The following is a 15586-nucleotide window of genomic DNA, read 5'->3' as shown; positions in this document are numbered from 1 at the left end:
GCTGATGTGTTATTGCGGAGAAAAGGGCGGGACAGCGCCCGCCGACAGGAGAAACGGTTGTCTTGACTCAGCGTCGCAGGTGGATCTGGGGATCGCCGCTTTCAGGATGGCGCCCCGCCGTCAGATCGGCCCGATACCAGTGTGACAGCAGCGCCGGGTCCAGCACCTGCTCCGGCGTTCCGCTGGCGACCAGCGCCCCCTGGTGTAATAGCAGGATGCGATCGGCATACAGGGCAGCCAGATTGAGATCGTGCAGGATACAGCAGACCGAGAGCGGCTCGCAGCGGGTCATCCCGTGCAGCAGGCGCAGCAGGTGCTGCTGATGAAACAGATCGAGTGCAGAGGTCGGCTCGTCGAGAAACAGCCAGCGCGGCTGGGGGTTGGGATGCCACAGCTGGGCCAGCGCCCGCGCCAGCTGTACCCGCTGCTGCTCGCCGCCGGAGAGCGTGCGATAGTCGCGATCCGCCAGCGCCAGGCAGCCGCTCTGCTGCATCACCGCCTGCAGCGCCTGCTGCTGTCCCTCGGGGCAGGGCGCGCGCCCCATGGCGATCACCTCGCGTACGCTAAAGGGAAAGGCCAGCGCGCTGTGCTGGCGCATCACCGCCCGTCGCTGCGCCAGCTGCTGCGCAGGCCACGCGGCCAGATCCTTCCCCAGCAGGGTGCAGCGCCCGCTGTCCGGGCGTAAATAGCCCGCCAGCAGGCGCATCAGGGTCGATTTTCCCGCCCCGTTGGGGCCGATAATGACCACCAGCTCGGCGCAGGGTAGGGTCAGTGACACCTGGCGGATCAGCGTCCGGCCATGATCGCTGTAGGTGAGTCGCTCGGCCTGCAGCGTAGGGTTATTGACCATGACTTACCTCCCGGTAGCGCAGTATCAGCCAGAGAAAATAGGGGCCGCCCAGGAGGCTGGTCAGCATGCCGACCGGCATTTCCGCCGGGGCCGCCAGGGTGCGGGCCAGGGTATCGGCCAGCAGCAGCAGGCAGGCGCCGCCCAGCGCCGCGCAGGGCAGTAGCCAGCGGTGATCGGCGCCGAGCCGCAGGCGAAACAGGTGGGGAACCACCAGGCCAATAAAGCCGATGACGCCGCTGACGGCCACCGCGCTGCCGACCAGTACGGCGCTGAGCAGCAAGAGCTGGCGCTTGGTGCGCGCCACGTCGAGCCCAAGGTAGTGGGCCTCTTCATCGCCCAGCTGCAGCAGGTTCAGGCGCTGGGCCAGCGTGAGCGCGAACAGGCTGGCCGGCAGGATCAGCAGGGCGCTGGCGCCCAGCGTGTGCCATTCGCTGCGCGACAGGGTTCCCATGCTCCACAGGGTGAACTGACGCAGCTGCTGATCGTCGCTCAGGTAGCTCAGTACCCCGACCAGGGCAAAGCAGAGGGCGTTAATGGCGATCCCGGCGAGCAGCAATCGTGACAGTGTCACCGATGCGCCGCGGCTTAATAGATAAATCAGCAGCGAAATGGCCAGGCTACCGCCAAACGCCGCCAGCATTTGGGCATACAGCGCCAGCAGCGGCGAGAGCGCCAGCGGGAGCACGATGGTCAGCGCCACGCACAGCGCCGCGCCGCTGCTGATCCCCAGCAGGGCGGGATCGGCCAGCGGGTTGCGGAACAGCCCCTGCATAACGGTGCCGGAGACGGCCAGCGCAATGCCGATAACCACCGCCAGCAGCACCCGCGGCAGGCGGATGTTGAGCCAGATCTGCCACTGAAGGGGATCGCCGTCGCGCAGCAGCGCGACGGGCGACAGGCGCAGTGCGCCCAGGTGAGCGGCGACCAGGGTGGTCAACATCAATAGACCCAGCAGCAGCCCCAGCGTCAGGCGCGGTGAGCGACGGATCATGGTCGCTGCGCCTGCTCGGCCGCGCTACGCAGGGCGGCCAGCGCATCCGGTGTGCCGAGGGTAAAGCCCAGCAGCGCCATGTCATCCAGCACCAGAACCCGCTTTTCGCGCGCCGCCGGCGTTTGCGCCATTCCAGGCAGCGCCCATACCCGCGCGGGTCCCCCCAGCGCCTTGGCGCCATCGTGGCTGATCAGGATCAGATCCGGCTGGGCGGCGATGACCCCCTCCTGGGAGAGCGGCCGGTAGCGGTTAAAGCCCTGCATGGCGTTCTGGCCCCCGGCGGCGCGAATGATGGCGTCAGCGGCGGTCTGGCCGCCGGCGGCCATCGGCGTCATACCGCTGTGGCTAAGGATAAACAGCACCCGGGTATTGAGGGGCGATCGCGGAATGGCGGCCAGGCGCCGCCGGTAGTCCTCGATCAGCGCCTGTCCCTGCGCTTCGCGCCCCAGCGCGCTGGCCAGCCGGTGGATTTTGTCGTCGACGGCGTCCAGGCGGTTGACGCTGGTCACCGGTACCACGGTGACGCCCACCTCGCTTATCTGTGACAGCGCGATGGCCGGCTGGGCCTGATCGCTGGCGAGCACCCGGGTCGGTTTCAGGGCGAGGATACCCTCTGCGTTGAGCTGGCGCATGTAGCCGACGTCAGGCAGTGCGGCGGCGGCGGCAGGCTGGGTGCTGGTGCTGTCCCGGGCGACGACCTGGTCGCCCGCCCCCAGGGCAAACACGATCTCCGTCACGTCACCGCCGAGGGTGATAAGCCGCTCACCGGCCCGGGCGCCGACGCTGCACAGCGCCAGCAGCAGTATTGCCGAGGTGATTCTGGTCATTATGCCGGCTCCTTCACCTGCGGGGTCAGGGCCGCCAGCTGCTCGCGCCACTGTGTCTGCTCCGCCTCTCCTTCGGTACGCTGCCCGAACAGCTGGGCTATCTGGGTGCCGTCGGCGGCGAACAGCTCCAGGCTGCTGACCATCCCATCGCGGGTCGGTTTACGGGTGATCCAGCTCTCCGCGATAGCCGGGGCGAACAGGTGCAGGGTAAAGCGCGGATTAAAGACGTTGAGCCATTGATCCTGCGGGGTCAGCTTGGCGATTTCACCGGTGAAGATCTGTACGCAGCCACGGTTACCGACGAAGATCATGATCTCATTCTGGCACCGCTGCGCCTGGGTCAGGATCTGCTGCAGCGCGGCGTTGTCTACCCGGCAGGCGAGATCATCGGCGACGGCGGCAAAGGCCTGCTGGCGGCTGACGCCATGGCGCTGCAGCAGCGGGAAAAACTGGTGTACATCGGTCATGGCGCGCCACTCGCGCTCCAGCGCGGCGGCGTCCAGCGCCGGCGCGGCGACAGGAGGGCGCGCGGAGAGCCCGGGGAAGGCCGGATTCTCGTCGCCGGTGAAGCGGGAAACCAGCGCGTGCCAGGCCGCCATATCGCTCGCCTGAGTGGCGTAGATTTTATGTACGGCGTCGCCCTGTGAGTCAAAGCACTGCAGGCTAAAGCGCTCGCCGCGCGCGCTCTGCTCACGCAGGGCGAAGGCGGCGTGCCAGTGCTGTAAAAACAGACGCAGATCCAGCGCCCGCGGATTGAGAATAAGCCCGCTGTGGCCGCTCAGGTGCGCGTTGTCATAGCGCCCCAGATGCTCATGTACGGCATACTCGTTGCGGGTGATGGCGTTAACCTCGCCCAGCGCGGCGCAGGCCGTCAGCAGGGCCGCGGCGTCAACGTGCAGGCGGACTGCGTCGTGGCCGACGCGGGCCCGGGTCAACTCGCCCTCGCTGACGCCTAATATCTGCGCCAGATCGCGGGCATAGGCGCGCGGGTGCGCTTGGCGGGCGTTCAGGTAGCGGGTATACAGGTCATGGCTCATGCAAAGATCCTTTTTTATTGTGCAGGTGAAAACGGGGCGCGCTAACGCCCCGGGGTAAAAATAGCGTTACCACTGGTAGCTGAGCAGCAGACGGGCGCCGCGGCCATCCTGCAGCGCGCCGTTCGGCGCGTAGTAGGCCTTGTCAAACGCATTGCTCAGGACGGTGGTGGCGCTGAACTGATTGCCCAGGGCCGGGGTGCGGTAGCTGACATAGAAGTCATTGACGCCATAGCCAGCCTGCGGCTGTGTCCGGCTGTCGTTGGTGTGGAAGGCGGCGGCAAAGGTGCCGACCCAGCCGACGGAGAAGCCGCTGTGGGCCAGCGGAATATCCAGCCGGTTGCTGAGGGTGTCCGGCGTTCCGTTGGCAATCCAGTCGCCGCTTTGGCTGTTTTTGCCGCGGGTGCGGTTATAGGCCGATTCCCAGCTAAACCGATCGCTGCGGTAGTTCAGCGCGACGTCCCAGCCCCACAGTTTGACATCGTCAACGTTGATCGAGGTGGTATAGAACTGGCGCTTGGCAAAGTCGTTGACCACCTGCGTGTCGATATAGTTCTTGGCACGGGTGCCGAAGTAGCTGGACTTGAACTGCAGGCTGTCGCCCTCGGCCAGCAGATCGTCGAAGCGTAACCCAAAGCCGGCCTCTTGGGTGGTGTTGCTCTCCGGGCGCAGGTTGGGGTTGGGGCGCCAGTAGTTGACAAAGGGCCCGATGGAAAAGTGGCGGGCATCGTTGTAGATCTCTCCGATGGTCGGCGCCCGGAAGGCCTGGGCGTAGCTGGTAAACAGCATCAGCCAGTCGGCCGGGGTCACGGTAACGGCCGCCCGGGACGACCATTTGTCCGCGTTGATATCGCCATAGCTGTCGTTGTGGGCTCGGTAGTTATCGTAGCGGGTGCCAGCCACCAGGCTAACGGGCAGATCGCGCAGGGTTATCTCATCCTGCAGCCAGCCCGAGGCAAAGCGGATGTCCGCCTGGGGATAGGCGCTGGCGCCGCCGCCCGGGCGCTGGCTTTGGCCGTAGGCTTCGCTGCCGTAGGTCACCAGATGGGCGGCGGGGCCGTCGTGCCATAGGCGACTGCGGTTTTCCAGCCGAAGTCCCAGGGTGCGCTGGGTTCGGCTTTCAGCGCTTTCTCCCTGCGGGTTGGCGGTAATCCGGACATCGGAGTAGTAAGGCCGCAGGCTGGCATCCAGCCAGGTATTCTCCCTCGGTTTGAGGCGGTACTCCAGCTGCAGATCGCGTTGGAGAGTATCGCGGCGGGTCATGACGTTGTTGGCGCTGGCCTGGATATCCTGCGGATTTTTGGGCTCACGGGCGGCGTTGTCGTAATAGCGAAGGCTGGCACGCAGCGATTGAGCATCGTCGATGAGCCAGGTGCCTTTGGCCAACAGGTTGCCGATGGTTTCGCGGTTGGCGGCGCTTTCCCCCTCGCCAAGACGCAGATCGCCGCGCTGGCGGGTGCTAAAGGAGATCAGTCCATCCAGCGTATCGCTGCGGGCATAGGCGCTGGCGCCCAGGCCCAGGCTGTGATCTTGGGTGCCGCCGCTGGCAAATACGCGGTAGCCGCTGTTTTTCCCCGCCAGCAGCAGGTCGGCGGCATCGACGGTCTGGTAGGCGATCACGCCGCCCAGCGCGCCGTTGCCATACAGCAGGGCGCCGGGGCCGCGTACCACCTCGACTCGCTTGATCAGCGCCGGATCGAGAAATGTTCCGTTCAGGTGACCGGTGTCGGTTCCCTGGCGTACGCCATCGACCAGGACCAGAACGCCGCGGTTATCGTAGCCGCGCAGCGTGATGTCCTGGCCATTGCTGCGGCCGACGCCGCTCAGGCTGAGCCCCGGGACATTACGCAGCATTTCCGGCGCGGATGCCGCGCTGGCGGCCACCGGGTCCTGCTGGTCGATGACGGTGACCATCATCGGGGCGCTGAAGCTGTCGCGCTGGTTCCCGGTGGCGATAACGGTCACGCGGTCGCTGCTCTCCGCGGCCTGCAGCAGGGAGGGGGTCAACACGATGGCGCCGATGGCCAGGGTAAGCGGACGTAGGGCAGGGCTAAAAAGCGTAGGCATGGCTCAACACTCCAAATGTAGTATGGCATTGGGACTGCTGGCTGCCTTGCCGCACCGCGGGTATGCGGCGGACTGGGTGGCTGGCAAAACGGTATTAGGGCGTTATGGTATCTATTTGGTCAGGATCAGTTTGCCCGATCGGGTCTGGCGTAGCTGGTAGTGCTCTCCCTGGTGGGTAATTGTCACCCGGCCTTCCTGACCGAGCAGGGTGTGACTGGCGATGGTACTGCCCGGCGGCGCAGTACGCTCTTGCGTCAGTCTGGTACGTGGTGAATCGGGGGTCGCTTTTTCCATAGTGAGTACGTAGGATAAAATTCTGCTCTTCATCTTAATGATAATCATTATCGTATAAGACGCCGGCGACGGCAAGCAGTTTTTAGCGCACGGGGCGCTCGGGCGGCGTCAGATGGCGGTCTACCAGCGTGTGGATCTGTCCCCAGGCCTGCGGCATTTCCATCAGGCGGTACATCCACTGCGCCAGATCGGCGCGGCGCACCAGACCGTGGCGCGGCGTCCGGTGCAGCGTGGCTTGCCCGCTGGCTTCGCCATCCAGCAACCCGCCGGGGCGCAGAATGCAAAAGTCCATACCGCTGCTCTGCAGCCAGCACTCCGCCAGGCTCTTTTCCCGCACCGCGTGGCCGAAGGCAGCGCGGGCGCGCGGCGACAGCAATGGCCAGCTCTCCCCGCAGCCCAGCGATGTCACTAACAGCATCCGGGCGATCCCCTGCTCAACGGCGCAATCGATAATGGCCCGGTGGGCGAGATAGTCATGACCGCCGCCGCCCAGGGTGGAGAGGATCGCGCTGTGCGCCCCCGCCTGGCGATATAGCGCCTGCAGCGCCTGTGTATCGCAGGCATCGCCCAGCGTGACCTGGACGCCGAGGTCGCGCAGGCGCTGGGCCTGGGCCTCTTTACGCACCAGGGCATACAGCGGGCGATGGCCCGCCGCCCGCTGGGCCAACGCCAGGCCGGCGCCCTGTCCGGCGCCAAACAGGATCCACGGCGTCATGCGCGCGCGCCTGCGGTGGACAGCGTTTGGGCCAGGGCGCGGAACGCGGCCAGGGGCTCTTCCCGCAGGCGGCGCTGCTCATCCCGGCCGACGAACACTTTCAGCATGGCCTGTCCTTCAGGGTTGATAAACCACACGCTGGCGGTCTCCATCCCCATGAAGGGACGCTCAACCAGTGCAATGTGTCGGCAGCGCTGAGCCCGGATGTGGCCGCTCAGGCCGCCTTTGCCGCGCAGGTTGAAAAAGCCGTGTCGGTGGGCGCCGCCGGGCAGCGGGCCATGAAACTCCAGAATTAAATCGGGGTTGTTGATAAGCGTGGTGACATCGCCCCAGCCGGTCAGGGTTTGCCAAACCCGATCAAAGGCGTTGCCGTCGCACAGGGTGACCTGCGGCAGGTGACGCAGAACGTCCAGCGCCGAGAGCGCGAAGCGCTGGGCGATCGCTTCAACGGTATCCGTCGGCGCCGTGGATAGAAAGGCGTCCAGTTCGGCAATGCGTGGCTGATGTTCAGGATGCATGGTGTCTCTCCGAGTGTGTGTGATGGGGGGCGTGCGCGGCGTGTGCACCAGCGCTAAGGGGGGTTGCCTGCAAGGGGGTCAACAGCTGAGCCAACAGCTGCTGCAGGGCCTGCAGCAGATTGCTGGCCCAAAAACGCCCGCGCGGCGTCAGCGTGAGGCAGTGATCCCGCAGGCGTAGCAAATCGCAGGATTGCCACTGCAGCAGCAGCGGCAGCAGCGGCAGCAGCGGCAGCAGCGGCGTAGGATCGTCGAGCAGGGTGGCGAGATCCAGCCGCCCGGTTTCGATACCGCCCTGCAGCGCCAGGCGCCAGCGGTGCTGCGGCGCGGGCGCGCTCAGCATCATCAGCGGCTTTTCCGCGGCGTCCAGCCGTTGATAGTAGGCCTCCAGGGAGCGCTGCAGCATATAGGACTGGCCATCCAGGTGGCCGCCGGCGCCACTGCCGAAGGCCAGACAGTCCGCCCCCTGCTTGATCAGCAGGTTATACAGATTGCGCTCGCGGGTGGTGCGTGCCCAGTGGCTGTTGCTGAGCTGGCGCCAGCCCCGCTTATCCAGCTCATCGAGCGCATGCAGGTAGAATGACTGGCGTTCTGCGGCGTCGGCGACGCGGGTACGGGCGTTGGCGACGGCCTTGGCCAGCGGCGTCGAGGGCAGCAGATTGAGCGCGTAGAGATCGACGCCGTCCAGCGGTAAATCATTGACGATGTCCAGATCGTTTTGCCACTCCCGCGCGGTCTGCCCCGGCAGGCCAAACATCAGATCGCAGATCACCGCCGCCCGGTCGCGCTCGGCCAGCGCCCGCAGAAAGGCGATGGCCCGATCGCGATCGGCCCGCCGCCCCATACGCTGGCGTAGACGAGTATCAAAGGTCTGAATGCCGATGGAGAAACGGTTGGCGCCGGCCGCCAGACAGGCGTCGATGCGCGCATCGTCAAAGTTCAGCACGCGTCCTTCGACGGTGATTTCGCCGTCGGCGGCCAGCGGCAGCGCGCTGCGCAGCTGAGTAATCAGGCGATACAGCTGTTCAGCGCTCAGGGCGCTGGGGGTTCCGCCGCCCAGATAGATGGCGTGGATGGGCGCCGACTGCTGCAGCGGCAGGGCGCTCTCCAGGGCGATTTCGCGCTGCAGGTAGTCGCAGTAGCGAGCAACGGCCTGCTCGCTGAAACGGTTTTGATAAAAACCACAGAAGGTACAGTGGGTGGCGCAAAAGGGGATATGCACATAGACCAGGCGCTTATTGGGCGGCAGGGTGCGTTGGCATAGGTGCTGCCAGCCCTGCGCCAGGGCGTCGGCGGGCAGAGGCTGCTGATGGCGCCAGGGCATGGTGGCCCAGCGTTCGGGGAAGGGAATGCCCTCGGCCGCGGCCAGATAGGGGGTAATGTCCAGCGTCATGGTAACTCTCCGTTAATACCTGATCTGCGCGGCATTGAATGATAATAGTTATCATTCGATCAATGGTAATGCGAATTGTTCATGATCTGGATCAAGCGAAAGGGCACAAAAAGATAAAATGCGGGGGATAAGGGGATGTCGGGACACCGCGGGCGTGCGTCCCGATCGGGGTCAGAGGCGGCTGCCGACCGCATCGGCCAGCTGCGCGAGTAGCCGTTCGCTGTCCTCCCAGCCCAGGCAGGGGTCGGTGATCGATTGCCCGTAGATCAGCGCCTGTCCGGGCAGATTTTTCTGTGCCCCCTCGGCGATGAAGCTCTCCGCCATGATCCCGACAATATTGCGGGAGCCGGCGCGGATCTGGCTGGCGACCGCCTCGGCGACGTTAAGCTGCCTGCGGTGCTGCTTTTGGCTGTTGCCGTGGCTGGCGTCGACGATCAGGTAGGGCGGCAGGTCGTACTGGCGCAGCTGTTGGCAGGTCTGCTCCACGTCGGCCGGGTGGTAGTTGGGCACCTTGCCGCCGCGCATGATGATATGGCCAAACGGGTTGCCGCTGGTCTGGTAAATGGTCATCCGGCCATCTTTATCCGGCGACAGGAACATATGGCTGGCGCGGGCGGCGCGGATGGCGTCGATGGCGATGCGGGTGCTGCCGTCGGTGCCGTTTTTAAAACCGACCGGACAGGAGAGCGCCGAGGCCATCTCGCGGTGGATCTGACTCTCCGTGGTACGCGCACCGATGGCGCCCCAGCTGATCAGATCGGCAATATATTGCCCGGTCACCATATCTAAAAATTCTGTTGCGGTCGGCACCCCCAGCTGATTGACCCGCAGCAGCAGCTCTCGGGCCAGGCGGATGCCGTGGTTGACGCGGCAGGCGCCGTTCAGATCCGGGTCGGAGATCAGCCCTTTCCAGCCGATAACGGTGCGCGGCTTTTCAAAATAGGTGCGCATCACGATCTCCAGACGATCCCGATAGCGCTGGCACAGGGGGGCCAGGCGCTGGGCGTAATCCAGCGCCGCCGCCGTATCGTGGATGGAGCAGGGACCAATGATGACCAACAGGCGGGGATCATCGCCCTGAAGGATGCGTTCAATTCGTTTTCGTGACGTTGTCACGTGCTCTGCCACCGACGGATCGATAGGCAGTTGCTGCGCCAGTTCTGCGGGCGAAATCAATGTATCGATGCGCGCAGTACGCAGTTCATCGGTTTTGTGCATGGCTATCTCTAAAGCTGGTCTTCTCAACGGCAGGAGTACCGGGAAGTGATGGGGATCACGATAAAGCAATTACCGGACAAATCAATAGAGCGTCGCTGCTTTTGTGAGCAGTTGATGTACTTTCTTACTAGTACATGCGTCATGTCGCACAATAAGCGCCTTTTTTGCCCGCCCCGCGGCGCAGGGATGCGGCGACAGGGGCAGGCGCCATCTCAATACATGCGGCGATTGAGCCCCAGGGTATCGATGATTTTGGCGGCGATCTCTTCGACGGAGTGGTTGGTGGTGTTGAGGTAGCGGATCTGGTGTTTACGGTAGAGCGCTTCGACCTCACCCAGCTCCAGACGGCACTGGCGCAGGGATGCGTAGCGGCTGTTTTCCCGGCGTCCCTCGCGGATCGCCGCCAGTCGCTCGGGGTTGATGGTCAGGCCAAACAGCTTGTCCTGGTGTTCACGCAGCGCGGGGGGCAGCTGCAGGTTGTCCATGTCGTCGGCGGTGAACGGATAATTGGCCGCAAAGATACCAAACTGCATCGCCAGATACAGGCTGGTGGGGGTTTTACCGCAGCGTGAGACCCCCAGCAGAATAACCTGGGCGCGCTCCAGGTTGCGCAGCGAGATACCGTCGTCGTGGGCCAGAGTGTAGTCAACCGCGGCGATACGCGCATCGTAGCGGTTCAGATTATGGGCCGTCAGGCCATGGGTCAGGTTGGCGACGTGCACCGGCTGGATACCCAGCTCCGCCTGCAGCGGCGACACCAGCGCGCGGACGATGTCCTGGCAGAAACCCTCGCTGCTTTCGATAATCGTGCGGATGCGCGGCGAGACGATAGAGTAAAACACCAGCGGGCGATCGCCGCTGTGCTGATAGATGGCGTTGATTTGCTGCCGTACGGTCTCCGCTCGCTCTTCGGTTTCGACAAAGGGCAGGGTATAGCTGGTGGCGTCCAGCGCAAACTGCGACAGCACGGCGTGCCCTAGCACCTCTGCGGTAATGGCCGTTCCGTCGGAAATATAGAACACGCTTCTCTTCATGCTCTCCTCCTGTTGATGGGGGCAGGACCACCGCGACCGCGGTGCGTCGCTGCCCGGCTGATAAATAGCACGAATGTATTTTTAAGACTACAGTTAATTGAAGAGTGGTCAGGAAAGTCTTTGCTTTCAATATGCTGTAGCTACTCTGCCGCCGAAGCGTCCCACGCTGCTGGCCAATACGCTGACGATCGCGCGCGGCGCGCTTCAGCATGGGCGCGATGCGGCCAATAATGGCTGACGAGCTTCAGCACCCCTCAGTAAAAAAGTGCGTTTTTTCCATGAAAGGTAAATTCTACGCTAGGTGTAACGATTCACCTGTCTTGGCCTGTGTCGACATTGTGTTAGGCTAATTATGCCGCGTTGGCGGTGTATTGTCTCCGAAACCCATGCTTTGAAATAAAAGGATTGCTTCGATGTCTAGTAATGGCGCGCAATTACAGAATGTGGTGTGGTACAACCAGCTCGGGATGCACGATGTCGAGCGGGTCGGCGGTAAAAATGCCTCTCTGGGCGAGATGATAACCAACCTGTCTGAGCTGGGCGTGTCGGTGCCGAATGGCTTTGCCACCACGGCGCAGGCGTTTAATGATTTTCTGGATCAGAGCGGCGTCAACCAGCGGATCTATGCGCTGTTGGATCAGACGAACATCGATGACGTCGACGCACTGGCGCGGGCGGGAGCGCAGATTCGCCGCTGGGTGATCGAAACCCCGTTCCCGGCGGCGCTGGAGGCGGAGATCCGCAGCGCCTATGCCACCTTGGCCGCGGACAACGCCAACGCCTCCTTCGCCGTGCGCTCCTCGGCGACGGCGGAGGATATGCCCGATGCCTCGTTTGCCGGGCAGCAGGAGACCTTTCTCAACGTACAGGGCATCGATGCGGTGATGACGGCGGTGAAGCATGTCTTCGCCTCGCTGTTTAACGATCGCGCCATTTCCTACCGAGTGCATCAGGGCTATGACCACCGCGGCGTAGCGCTCTCTGCCGGGGTCCAACTGATGGTGCGCTCCGATCTGGCGGCCTCTGGGGTGATGTTTACCCTGGATACCGAGTCGGGGTTCGATCAGGTGGTCTTTATCACCTCGGCCTATGGGCTGGGCGAAATGGTGGTGCAGGGGGCGGTAAACCCCGATGAGTTTTACGTGCATAAGCCGACCCTGCAGGCGGGGCGGCCGGCTATCGTGCGCCGCACGCTGGGGTCGAAGAAGATCCGCATGGTGTATGCCGACAGCCAGGAGCACGGAAAGCAGGTGCGCATTGAGGATGTCCCCGCGGCGCAGAGCGGGCGCTTTAGCCTGAGCGACGAGGAGATCCAGCAGCTGGCGCGCCAGGCGCTGCTGATCGAGCAGCACTATGGCCGTCCGATGGACATCGAATGGGCCAAGGATGGACACAGCGGCACGCTGTACATCGTTCAGGCTCGTCCGGAGACCGTGCGGGCCAACGAGCAGGTGATGGAGCGCTACCACCTGAGCCAGCGCGGCGAAGTGCTGGTGGAGGGGCGCGCCATCGGCCATCGTATCGGCGCCGGGCCGGTGAAGGTGATCACCAGCATCAGCGAGATGCACCTGATCCAGGCGGGCGATGTGCTGGTGACGGACATGACCGACCCGGACTGGGAGCCGATCATGAAGCGGGCCGCGGCGATAGTAACCAACCGCGGCGGGCGCACCTGCCATGCGGCGATCATCGCGCGCGAGCTGGGGATCCCGGCGGTCGTCGGCTGCGGCGATGCCACCGAGCGCCTGCGGCCGGGGACGGCGGTGACGGTCTCCTGCGCCGAAGGGGATACCGGCTACGTTTACCGCGGGCAGATCGACTTCAGCGTGCAGAGTTCGCAGGTCGAGCAGATGCCGGCGCTTCCCCTGAAGATCATGATGAACGTCGGCAATCCGGATCGCGCCTTTGACTTCGCCCGTCTGCCCAACGACGGCGTGGGGCTGGCGCGGCTGGAATTTATCATTAACCGGATGATCGGCGTGCATCCGCGCGCGGCGCTGGAGTTCGATCGTCAGGATGCGGCGGTGCAGGCAGAGATCCGTCAGATGATGCAGGGGTTTGACGATCCGGTGGAATTCTACGTTAGCCGTCTGACCGAGGGCATCGCGACGCTGGCAGCGGCATTCTGGCCCAAGCGGGTGATCGTCCGCCTGTCAGACTTTAAGTCCAATGAATATGCCAACCTGATCGGCGGTGAGCGCTATGAACCCCATGAGGAGAACCCGATGCTGGGGTTCCGCGGTGCCGGTCGCTATGTGGCGGAGAGCTTTGCCCCCTGCTTCGCCCTGGAGTGTGACGCCATTAAGCGGGTGCGCAATACGATGGGGCTGACCAACGTCGAGGTGATGATTCCCTTTGTGCGCACGGTGGAGCAGGCGCAGGCGGTGGTCTCTCAGCTGGCGAAAGAGGGGCTGCGCCGCGGTGAAAACGGCCTGAAGGTGATCATGATGTGCGAGATCCCCTCCAATGCGCTGCTGGCCGACGACTTCCTGGCCCATTTCGACGGTTTCTCCATCGGCTCTAACGATATGACGCAGCTTACCCTGGGGCTGGATCGCGACTCCGGGGTGGTCTCTGCGCTGTTTGACGAGCGCAACGCGGCGGTGAAGGCGCTGCTGTCGATGACTATCCGTAGCGCCAAGGCGCAGGGGAAATACGTAGGGATCTGCGGTCAGGGCCCCTCGGATCATGAGGACTTTGCCCGCTGGTTAATGGAGCAGGGAATTGACAGCCTGTCGCTGAATCCGGATACGGTGGTGCAGACCTGGATTAATCTGGCAGAAAAATAAGCGTTATTTTGCTAACCCGCTAAAACGGTCGCTGCGATGCGGCCGTTTTTTCTACCGTTTTTATTTTTGCTCAGCGCGATAAAAATAAATGGCCGGTTACCATTTGAAACATGGCGGATAAAAAAAAAGCCCATCAAGGCGATGGGCAAAGACTACACACAGCAATAGGGGGAGAAATCCGCAGGCCCGCGCTGGCACCGATGCACATTTCTGGATCCGGGGGATCAGACGGTTTTGGGAGTGATTCTTCTTGACACCGCGCTGAAGACATTACAGGGCTGGATTATATATCTAATTTATTACTATGACGATAGCTAATCTATAAAAAATGGAGAATACAGAACTTTCACCGGGCAGCGAGAGGAAAGGAATATGTACAGCGATTTTAGTTTCATTACTTAAATAAAACCGCAGGCTGTTGAATAAATACCCGATGGCGTTCATGTCGGCTATTTTAATCGTGCGAGCGTAGAGGCGTTACCGCATTTTAGGCGACGTCTCCCGAAGCAGACGCCGCCCATTATCTTACTGCAGCTTATCTAGCTCTTCGCTGACCTGCCGGGCATCTCTCAGCGGCGCCGGCGCCTCGCTGATCCAGACGGAGACCAGACGATAAGAGACCGCCAGCACGACGGGGCCGATAAACAGGCCGATCATGCCAAAGGCCAGCAGACCGCCGATAACGCCGGAGAGCACCAGCAGCATCGGCAGATCGGCGCCCAGGCGGATCAGCGCCGGACGCAGTACGTTATCCATGGTGCCGACCACGCCGCTCCACACCAGCAGCACCGTTGCCCAGGTGTTATCGCCGCTCCAGTACAGCCAGGCGACGGCCGGGATCAGCACTAGCAGCGGGCCCAGCTGGGCCAGGCAGCAGATAAACATCACCACCGTCAACAGGACGGCATAGTGGATACCGCTGATCGCCAGCCCGATACCCGCCAGTACCGACTGGGCCAGCGCGGTGACGACGACGCCCAGCGCGACGGCGCGAATGGCCTGACCGCCCAAGATCACCGCCGCATCGCCGCGGTCGGCGGCCAGGCGGATAGCGAAGCGACGGATGCCAAAGGCGACGTCCTCACCCCGGCTATACAGCAGGGCGCTGAACAACAGCATCAGAGAGCAGTGCAGGAAGAAGCCGCCGACGTGGGCCGCCTGGGTAATAAACCAGGTGATCCCCTGGCCGATATAGGGCTGGATCTTGGTGACCAGAACCCCTTCGTTCATCAGCCCCTGCCAGCTGGCATACAGTTTGGCGCCGATCAGCGGCAGCGTCTGCAGCCACTCCATCTGCGGCATTTGCCAGCTACGGGCGTTGGCTGCCCAGTCCAGGATCGGGCCTGCGTTGCCGATCAGGCTGGTAATCACCATGCCGATGGGCAGCACAAACAGCAGCAGCAGCAGCAGAGTCATCAGCACGACCGCTATCCAGCGTTTGCCCCACAGGTGATTTTGCAGCCAAATCAGCACCGGCCAGGTCGCGATCACCACCATGCTGGCCCAGGTAAAGCCCAGAATAAACGGCTGAACCACCCACAGACAGGAAATGATCAGCAGGGCAATAAACAGCGACCCAAAAATAATCCGGGCCAAATCATACTTCGGTAGTGGCTTATCCATAGTCTCCATCTCAATTGTGCGCGGCGGCGTGCGCCGCGCCTATGATGACTCAGGATAGAGGGAAAACCCAGCGCCTGCATGCAGATCTTTATCGGCGGCGGCGCGCGGCGTAGAAAATTTCACCGCCTGCTGTTTTGTGATAGCGTGAGGAGTAACCGGTTGAATTCAGGCATGGCTACCGCGCTGCGGGGCGATGCCGCATGACCGGCGCGTCGCATCGGCCGGTCGCCAATACT

Annotated in this window: 13 protein-coding genes; 1 reads left to right on the top strand and 12 read right to left on the bottom strand. The window is 63.2% G+C overall.

From position 1 onward, the window contains the following. Window positions 1–67: 67 nt before the first annotated feature. The 11 genes from L1P05_RS08720 to ppsR form a co-directional block, all read right to left on the bottom strand. The gene (locus L1P05_RS08720; protein ID WP_012848641.1) at window positions 68–850 is read right to left on the bottom strand and encodes a heme ABC transporter ATP-binding protein; all 783 of its coding nucleotides are present in this window, start codon (window positions 848–850) and stop codon (window positions 68–70) included. After that, window positions 840–1841, bottom strand: a complete 1002-nt coding sequence (locus tag L1P05_RS08715; RefSeq protein WP_012848640.1) for a FecCD family ABC transporter permease — start codon at window positions 1839–1841, stop codon at window positions 840–842. Before L1P05_RS08715 ends, L1P05_RS08720 begins: the two co-directional genes overlap by 11 nt. Next, window positions 1838–2668 carry a heme/hemin ABC transporter substrate-binding protein gene (locus tag L1P05_RS08710; protein WP_012848639.1) on the bottom strand — a complete coding sequence of 277 codons (831 nt, stop codon included), beginning with the start codon at window positions 2666–2668 and terminating at the stop codon, window positions 1838–1840. Before L1P05_RS08710 ends, L1P05_RS08715 begins: the two co-directional genes overlap by 4 nt. Then, entirely contained in the window at window positions 2668–3705 is a 1038-nt protein-coding gene (locus L1P05_RS08705; protein WP_012848638.1) for a hemin-degrading factor, read from the bottom strand. Before L1P05_RS08705 ends, L1P05_RS08710 begins: the two co-directional genes overlap by 1 nt. A 66-nt stretch (window positions 3706–3771) precedes the next feature. Further along, on the bottom strand, window positions 3772–5769 hold the full coding sequence (locus tag L1P05_RS08700) for a TonB-dependent hemoglobin/transferrin/lactoferrin family receptor (protein ID WP_012848637.1): 1998 nt from the start codon (window positions 5767–5769) through the stop codon (window positions 3772–3774). Between the two features lie 111 nt (window positions 5770–5880). Then, window positions 5881–6111 carry a hemin uptake protein HemP gene (gene hemP, locus L1P05_RS08695; protein WP_012848636.1) on the bottom strand — a complete coding sequence of 77 codons (231 nt, stop codon included), beginning with the start codon at window positions 6109–6111 and terminating at the stop codon, window positions 5881–5883. Window positions 6112–6145: 34 nt separating this feature from the next. Continuing rightward, complete coding sequence (locus tag L1P05_RS08690; protein WP_012848635.1) at window positions 6146–6778, bottom strand: NAD(P)H-binding protein; 633 nt, start codon at window positions 6776–6778, stop codon at window positions 6146–6148. Beyond that, on the bottom strand, window positions 6775–7296 hold the full coding sequence (gene hutX, locus L1P05_RS08685) for a heme utilization cystosolic carrier protein HutX (protein WP_012848634.1): 522 nt from the start codon (window positions 7294–7296) through the stop codon (window positions 6775–6777). The genes L1P05_RS08690 and hutX overlap by 4 nt, the downstream gene beginning before the upstream one ends. Further along, window positions 7286–8686, bottom strand: a complete 1401-nt coding sequence (hutW, locus tag L1P05_RS08680) for a heme anaerobic degradation radical SAM methyltransferase ChuW/HutW (RefSeq protein WP_012848633.1) — start codon at window positions 8684–8686, stop codon at window positions 7286–7288. Before hutW ends, hutX begins: the two co-directional genes overlap by 11 nt. 171 nt (window positions 8687–8857) lie before the next feature. After that, on the bottom strand, window positions 8858–9904 hold the full coding sequence (locus tag L1P05_RS08675; protein WP_012848632.1) for a 3-deoxy-7-phosphoheptulonate synthase: 1047 nt from the start codon (window positions 9902–9904) through the stop codon (window positions 8858–8860). Window positions 9905–10116: 212 nt separating this feature from the next. Then, window positions 10117–10938, bottom strand: coding sequence for a posphoenolpyruvate synthetase regulatory kinase/phosphorylase PpsR (gene ppsR / locus L1P05_RS08670; RefSeq protein ID WP_015461523.1), 822 nt, complete (start codon window positions 10936–10938; stop codon window positions 10117–10119). Between the two features lie 413 nt (window positions 10939–11351). Here ppsR and ppsA point away from each other — a divergent pair, with 413 nt between their 5' ends. After that, window positions 11352–13727 (top strand): phosphoenolpyruvate synthase, encoded by a 2376-nt coding sequence (gene ppsA / locus L1P05_RS08665; protein WP_012848629.1) that lies wholly within the window; start codon window positions 11352–11354, stop codon window positions 13725–13727. A 525-nt stretch (window positions 13728–14252) separates the two neighbouring features. Here the strand turns inward: ppsA and ydiK are convergent. Then, window positions 14253–15350, bottom strand: coding sequence for an AI-2E family transporter YdiK (ydiK, locus tag L1P05_RS08660; RefSeq protein ID WP_012848626.1), 1098 nt, complete (start codon window positions 15348–15350; stop codon window positions 14253–14255). Between the last annotated feature and the right edge of the window lie 236 nt (window positions 15351–15586).

The organism is Edwardsiella piscicida (assembly GCF_021733145.1).
Classification (GTDB): Bacteria; Pseudomonadota; Gammaproteobacteria; order Enterobacterales; family Enterobacteriaceae; genus Edwardsiella; species Edwardsiella piscicida.
Note: the sequence above shows the minus strand (reverse complement) of the source record. Positions and strands in the feature narration are given on the sequence as shown.

Coding starts and splice junctions, on each gene's coding strand:
- ydiK (WP_012848626.1), bottom strand. CDS start 15,350: ATGGATAAGCCACTACCGAAGTATGATTTGGCCCGGATTATTTTTGGG.
- ppsR (WP_015461523.1), bottom strand. CDS start 10,938: ATGAAGAGAAGCGTGTTCTATATTTCCGACGGAACGGCCATTACCGCA.
- L1P05_RS08720 (WP_012848641.1), bottom strand. CDS start 850: ATGGTCAATAACCCTACGCTGCAGGCCGAGCGACTCACCTACAGCGAT.
- hutX (WP_012848634.1), bottom strand. CDS start 7,296: ATGCATCCTGAACATCAGCCACGCATTGCCGAACTGGACGCCTTTCTA.
- ppsA (WP_012848629.1), top strand. CDS start 11,352: ATGTCTAGTAATGGCGCGCAATTACAGAATGTGGTGTGGTACAACCAG.
- L1P05_RS08700 (WP_012848637.1), bottom strand. CDS start 5,769: ATGCCTACGCTTTTTAGCCCTGCCCTACGTCCGCTTACCCTGGCCATC.
- L1P05_RS08705 (WP_012848638.1), bottom strand. CDS start 3,705: ATGAGCCATGACCTGTATACCCGCTACCTGAACGCCCGCCAAGCGCAC.
- L1P05_RS08710 (WP_012848639.1), bottom strand. CDS start 2,668: ATGACCAGAATCACCTCGGCAATACTGCTGCTGGCGCTGTGCAGCGTC.
- L1P05_RS08690 (WP_012848635.1), bottom strand. CDS start 6,778: ATGACGCCGTGGATCCTGTTTGGCGCCGGACAGGGCGCCGGCCTGGCG.
- hemP (WP_012848636.1), bottom strand. CDS start 6,111: ATGATTATCATTAAGATGAAGAGCAGAATTTTATCCTACGTACTCACT.
- L1P05_RS08675 (WP_012848632.1), bottom strand. CDS start 9,904: ATGCACAAAACCGATGAACTGCGTACTGCGCGCATCGATACATTGATT.
- hutW (WP_012848633.1), bottom strand. CDS start 8,686: ATGACGCTGGACATTACCCCCTATCTGGCCGCGGCCGAGGGCATTCCC.
- L1P05_RS08715 (WP_012848640.1), bottom strand. CDS start 1,841: ATGATCCGTCGCTCACCGCGCCTGACGCTGGGGCTGCTGCTGGGTCTA.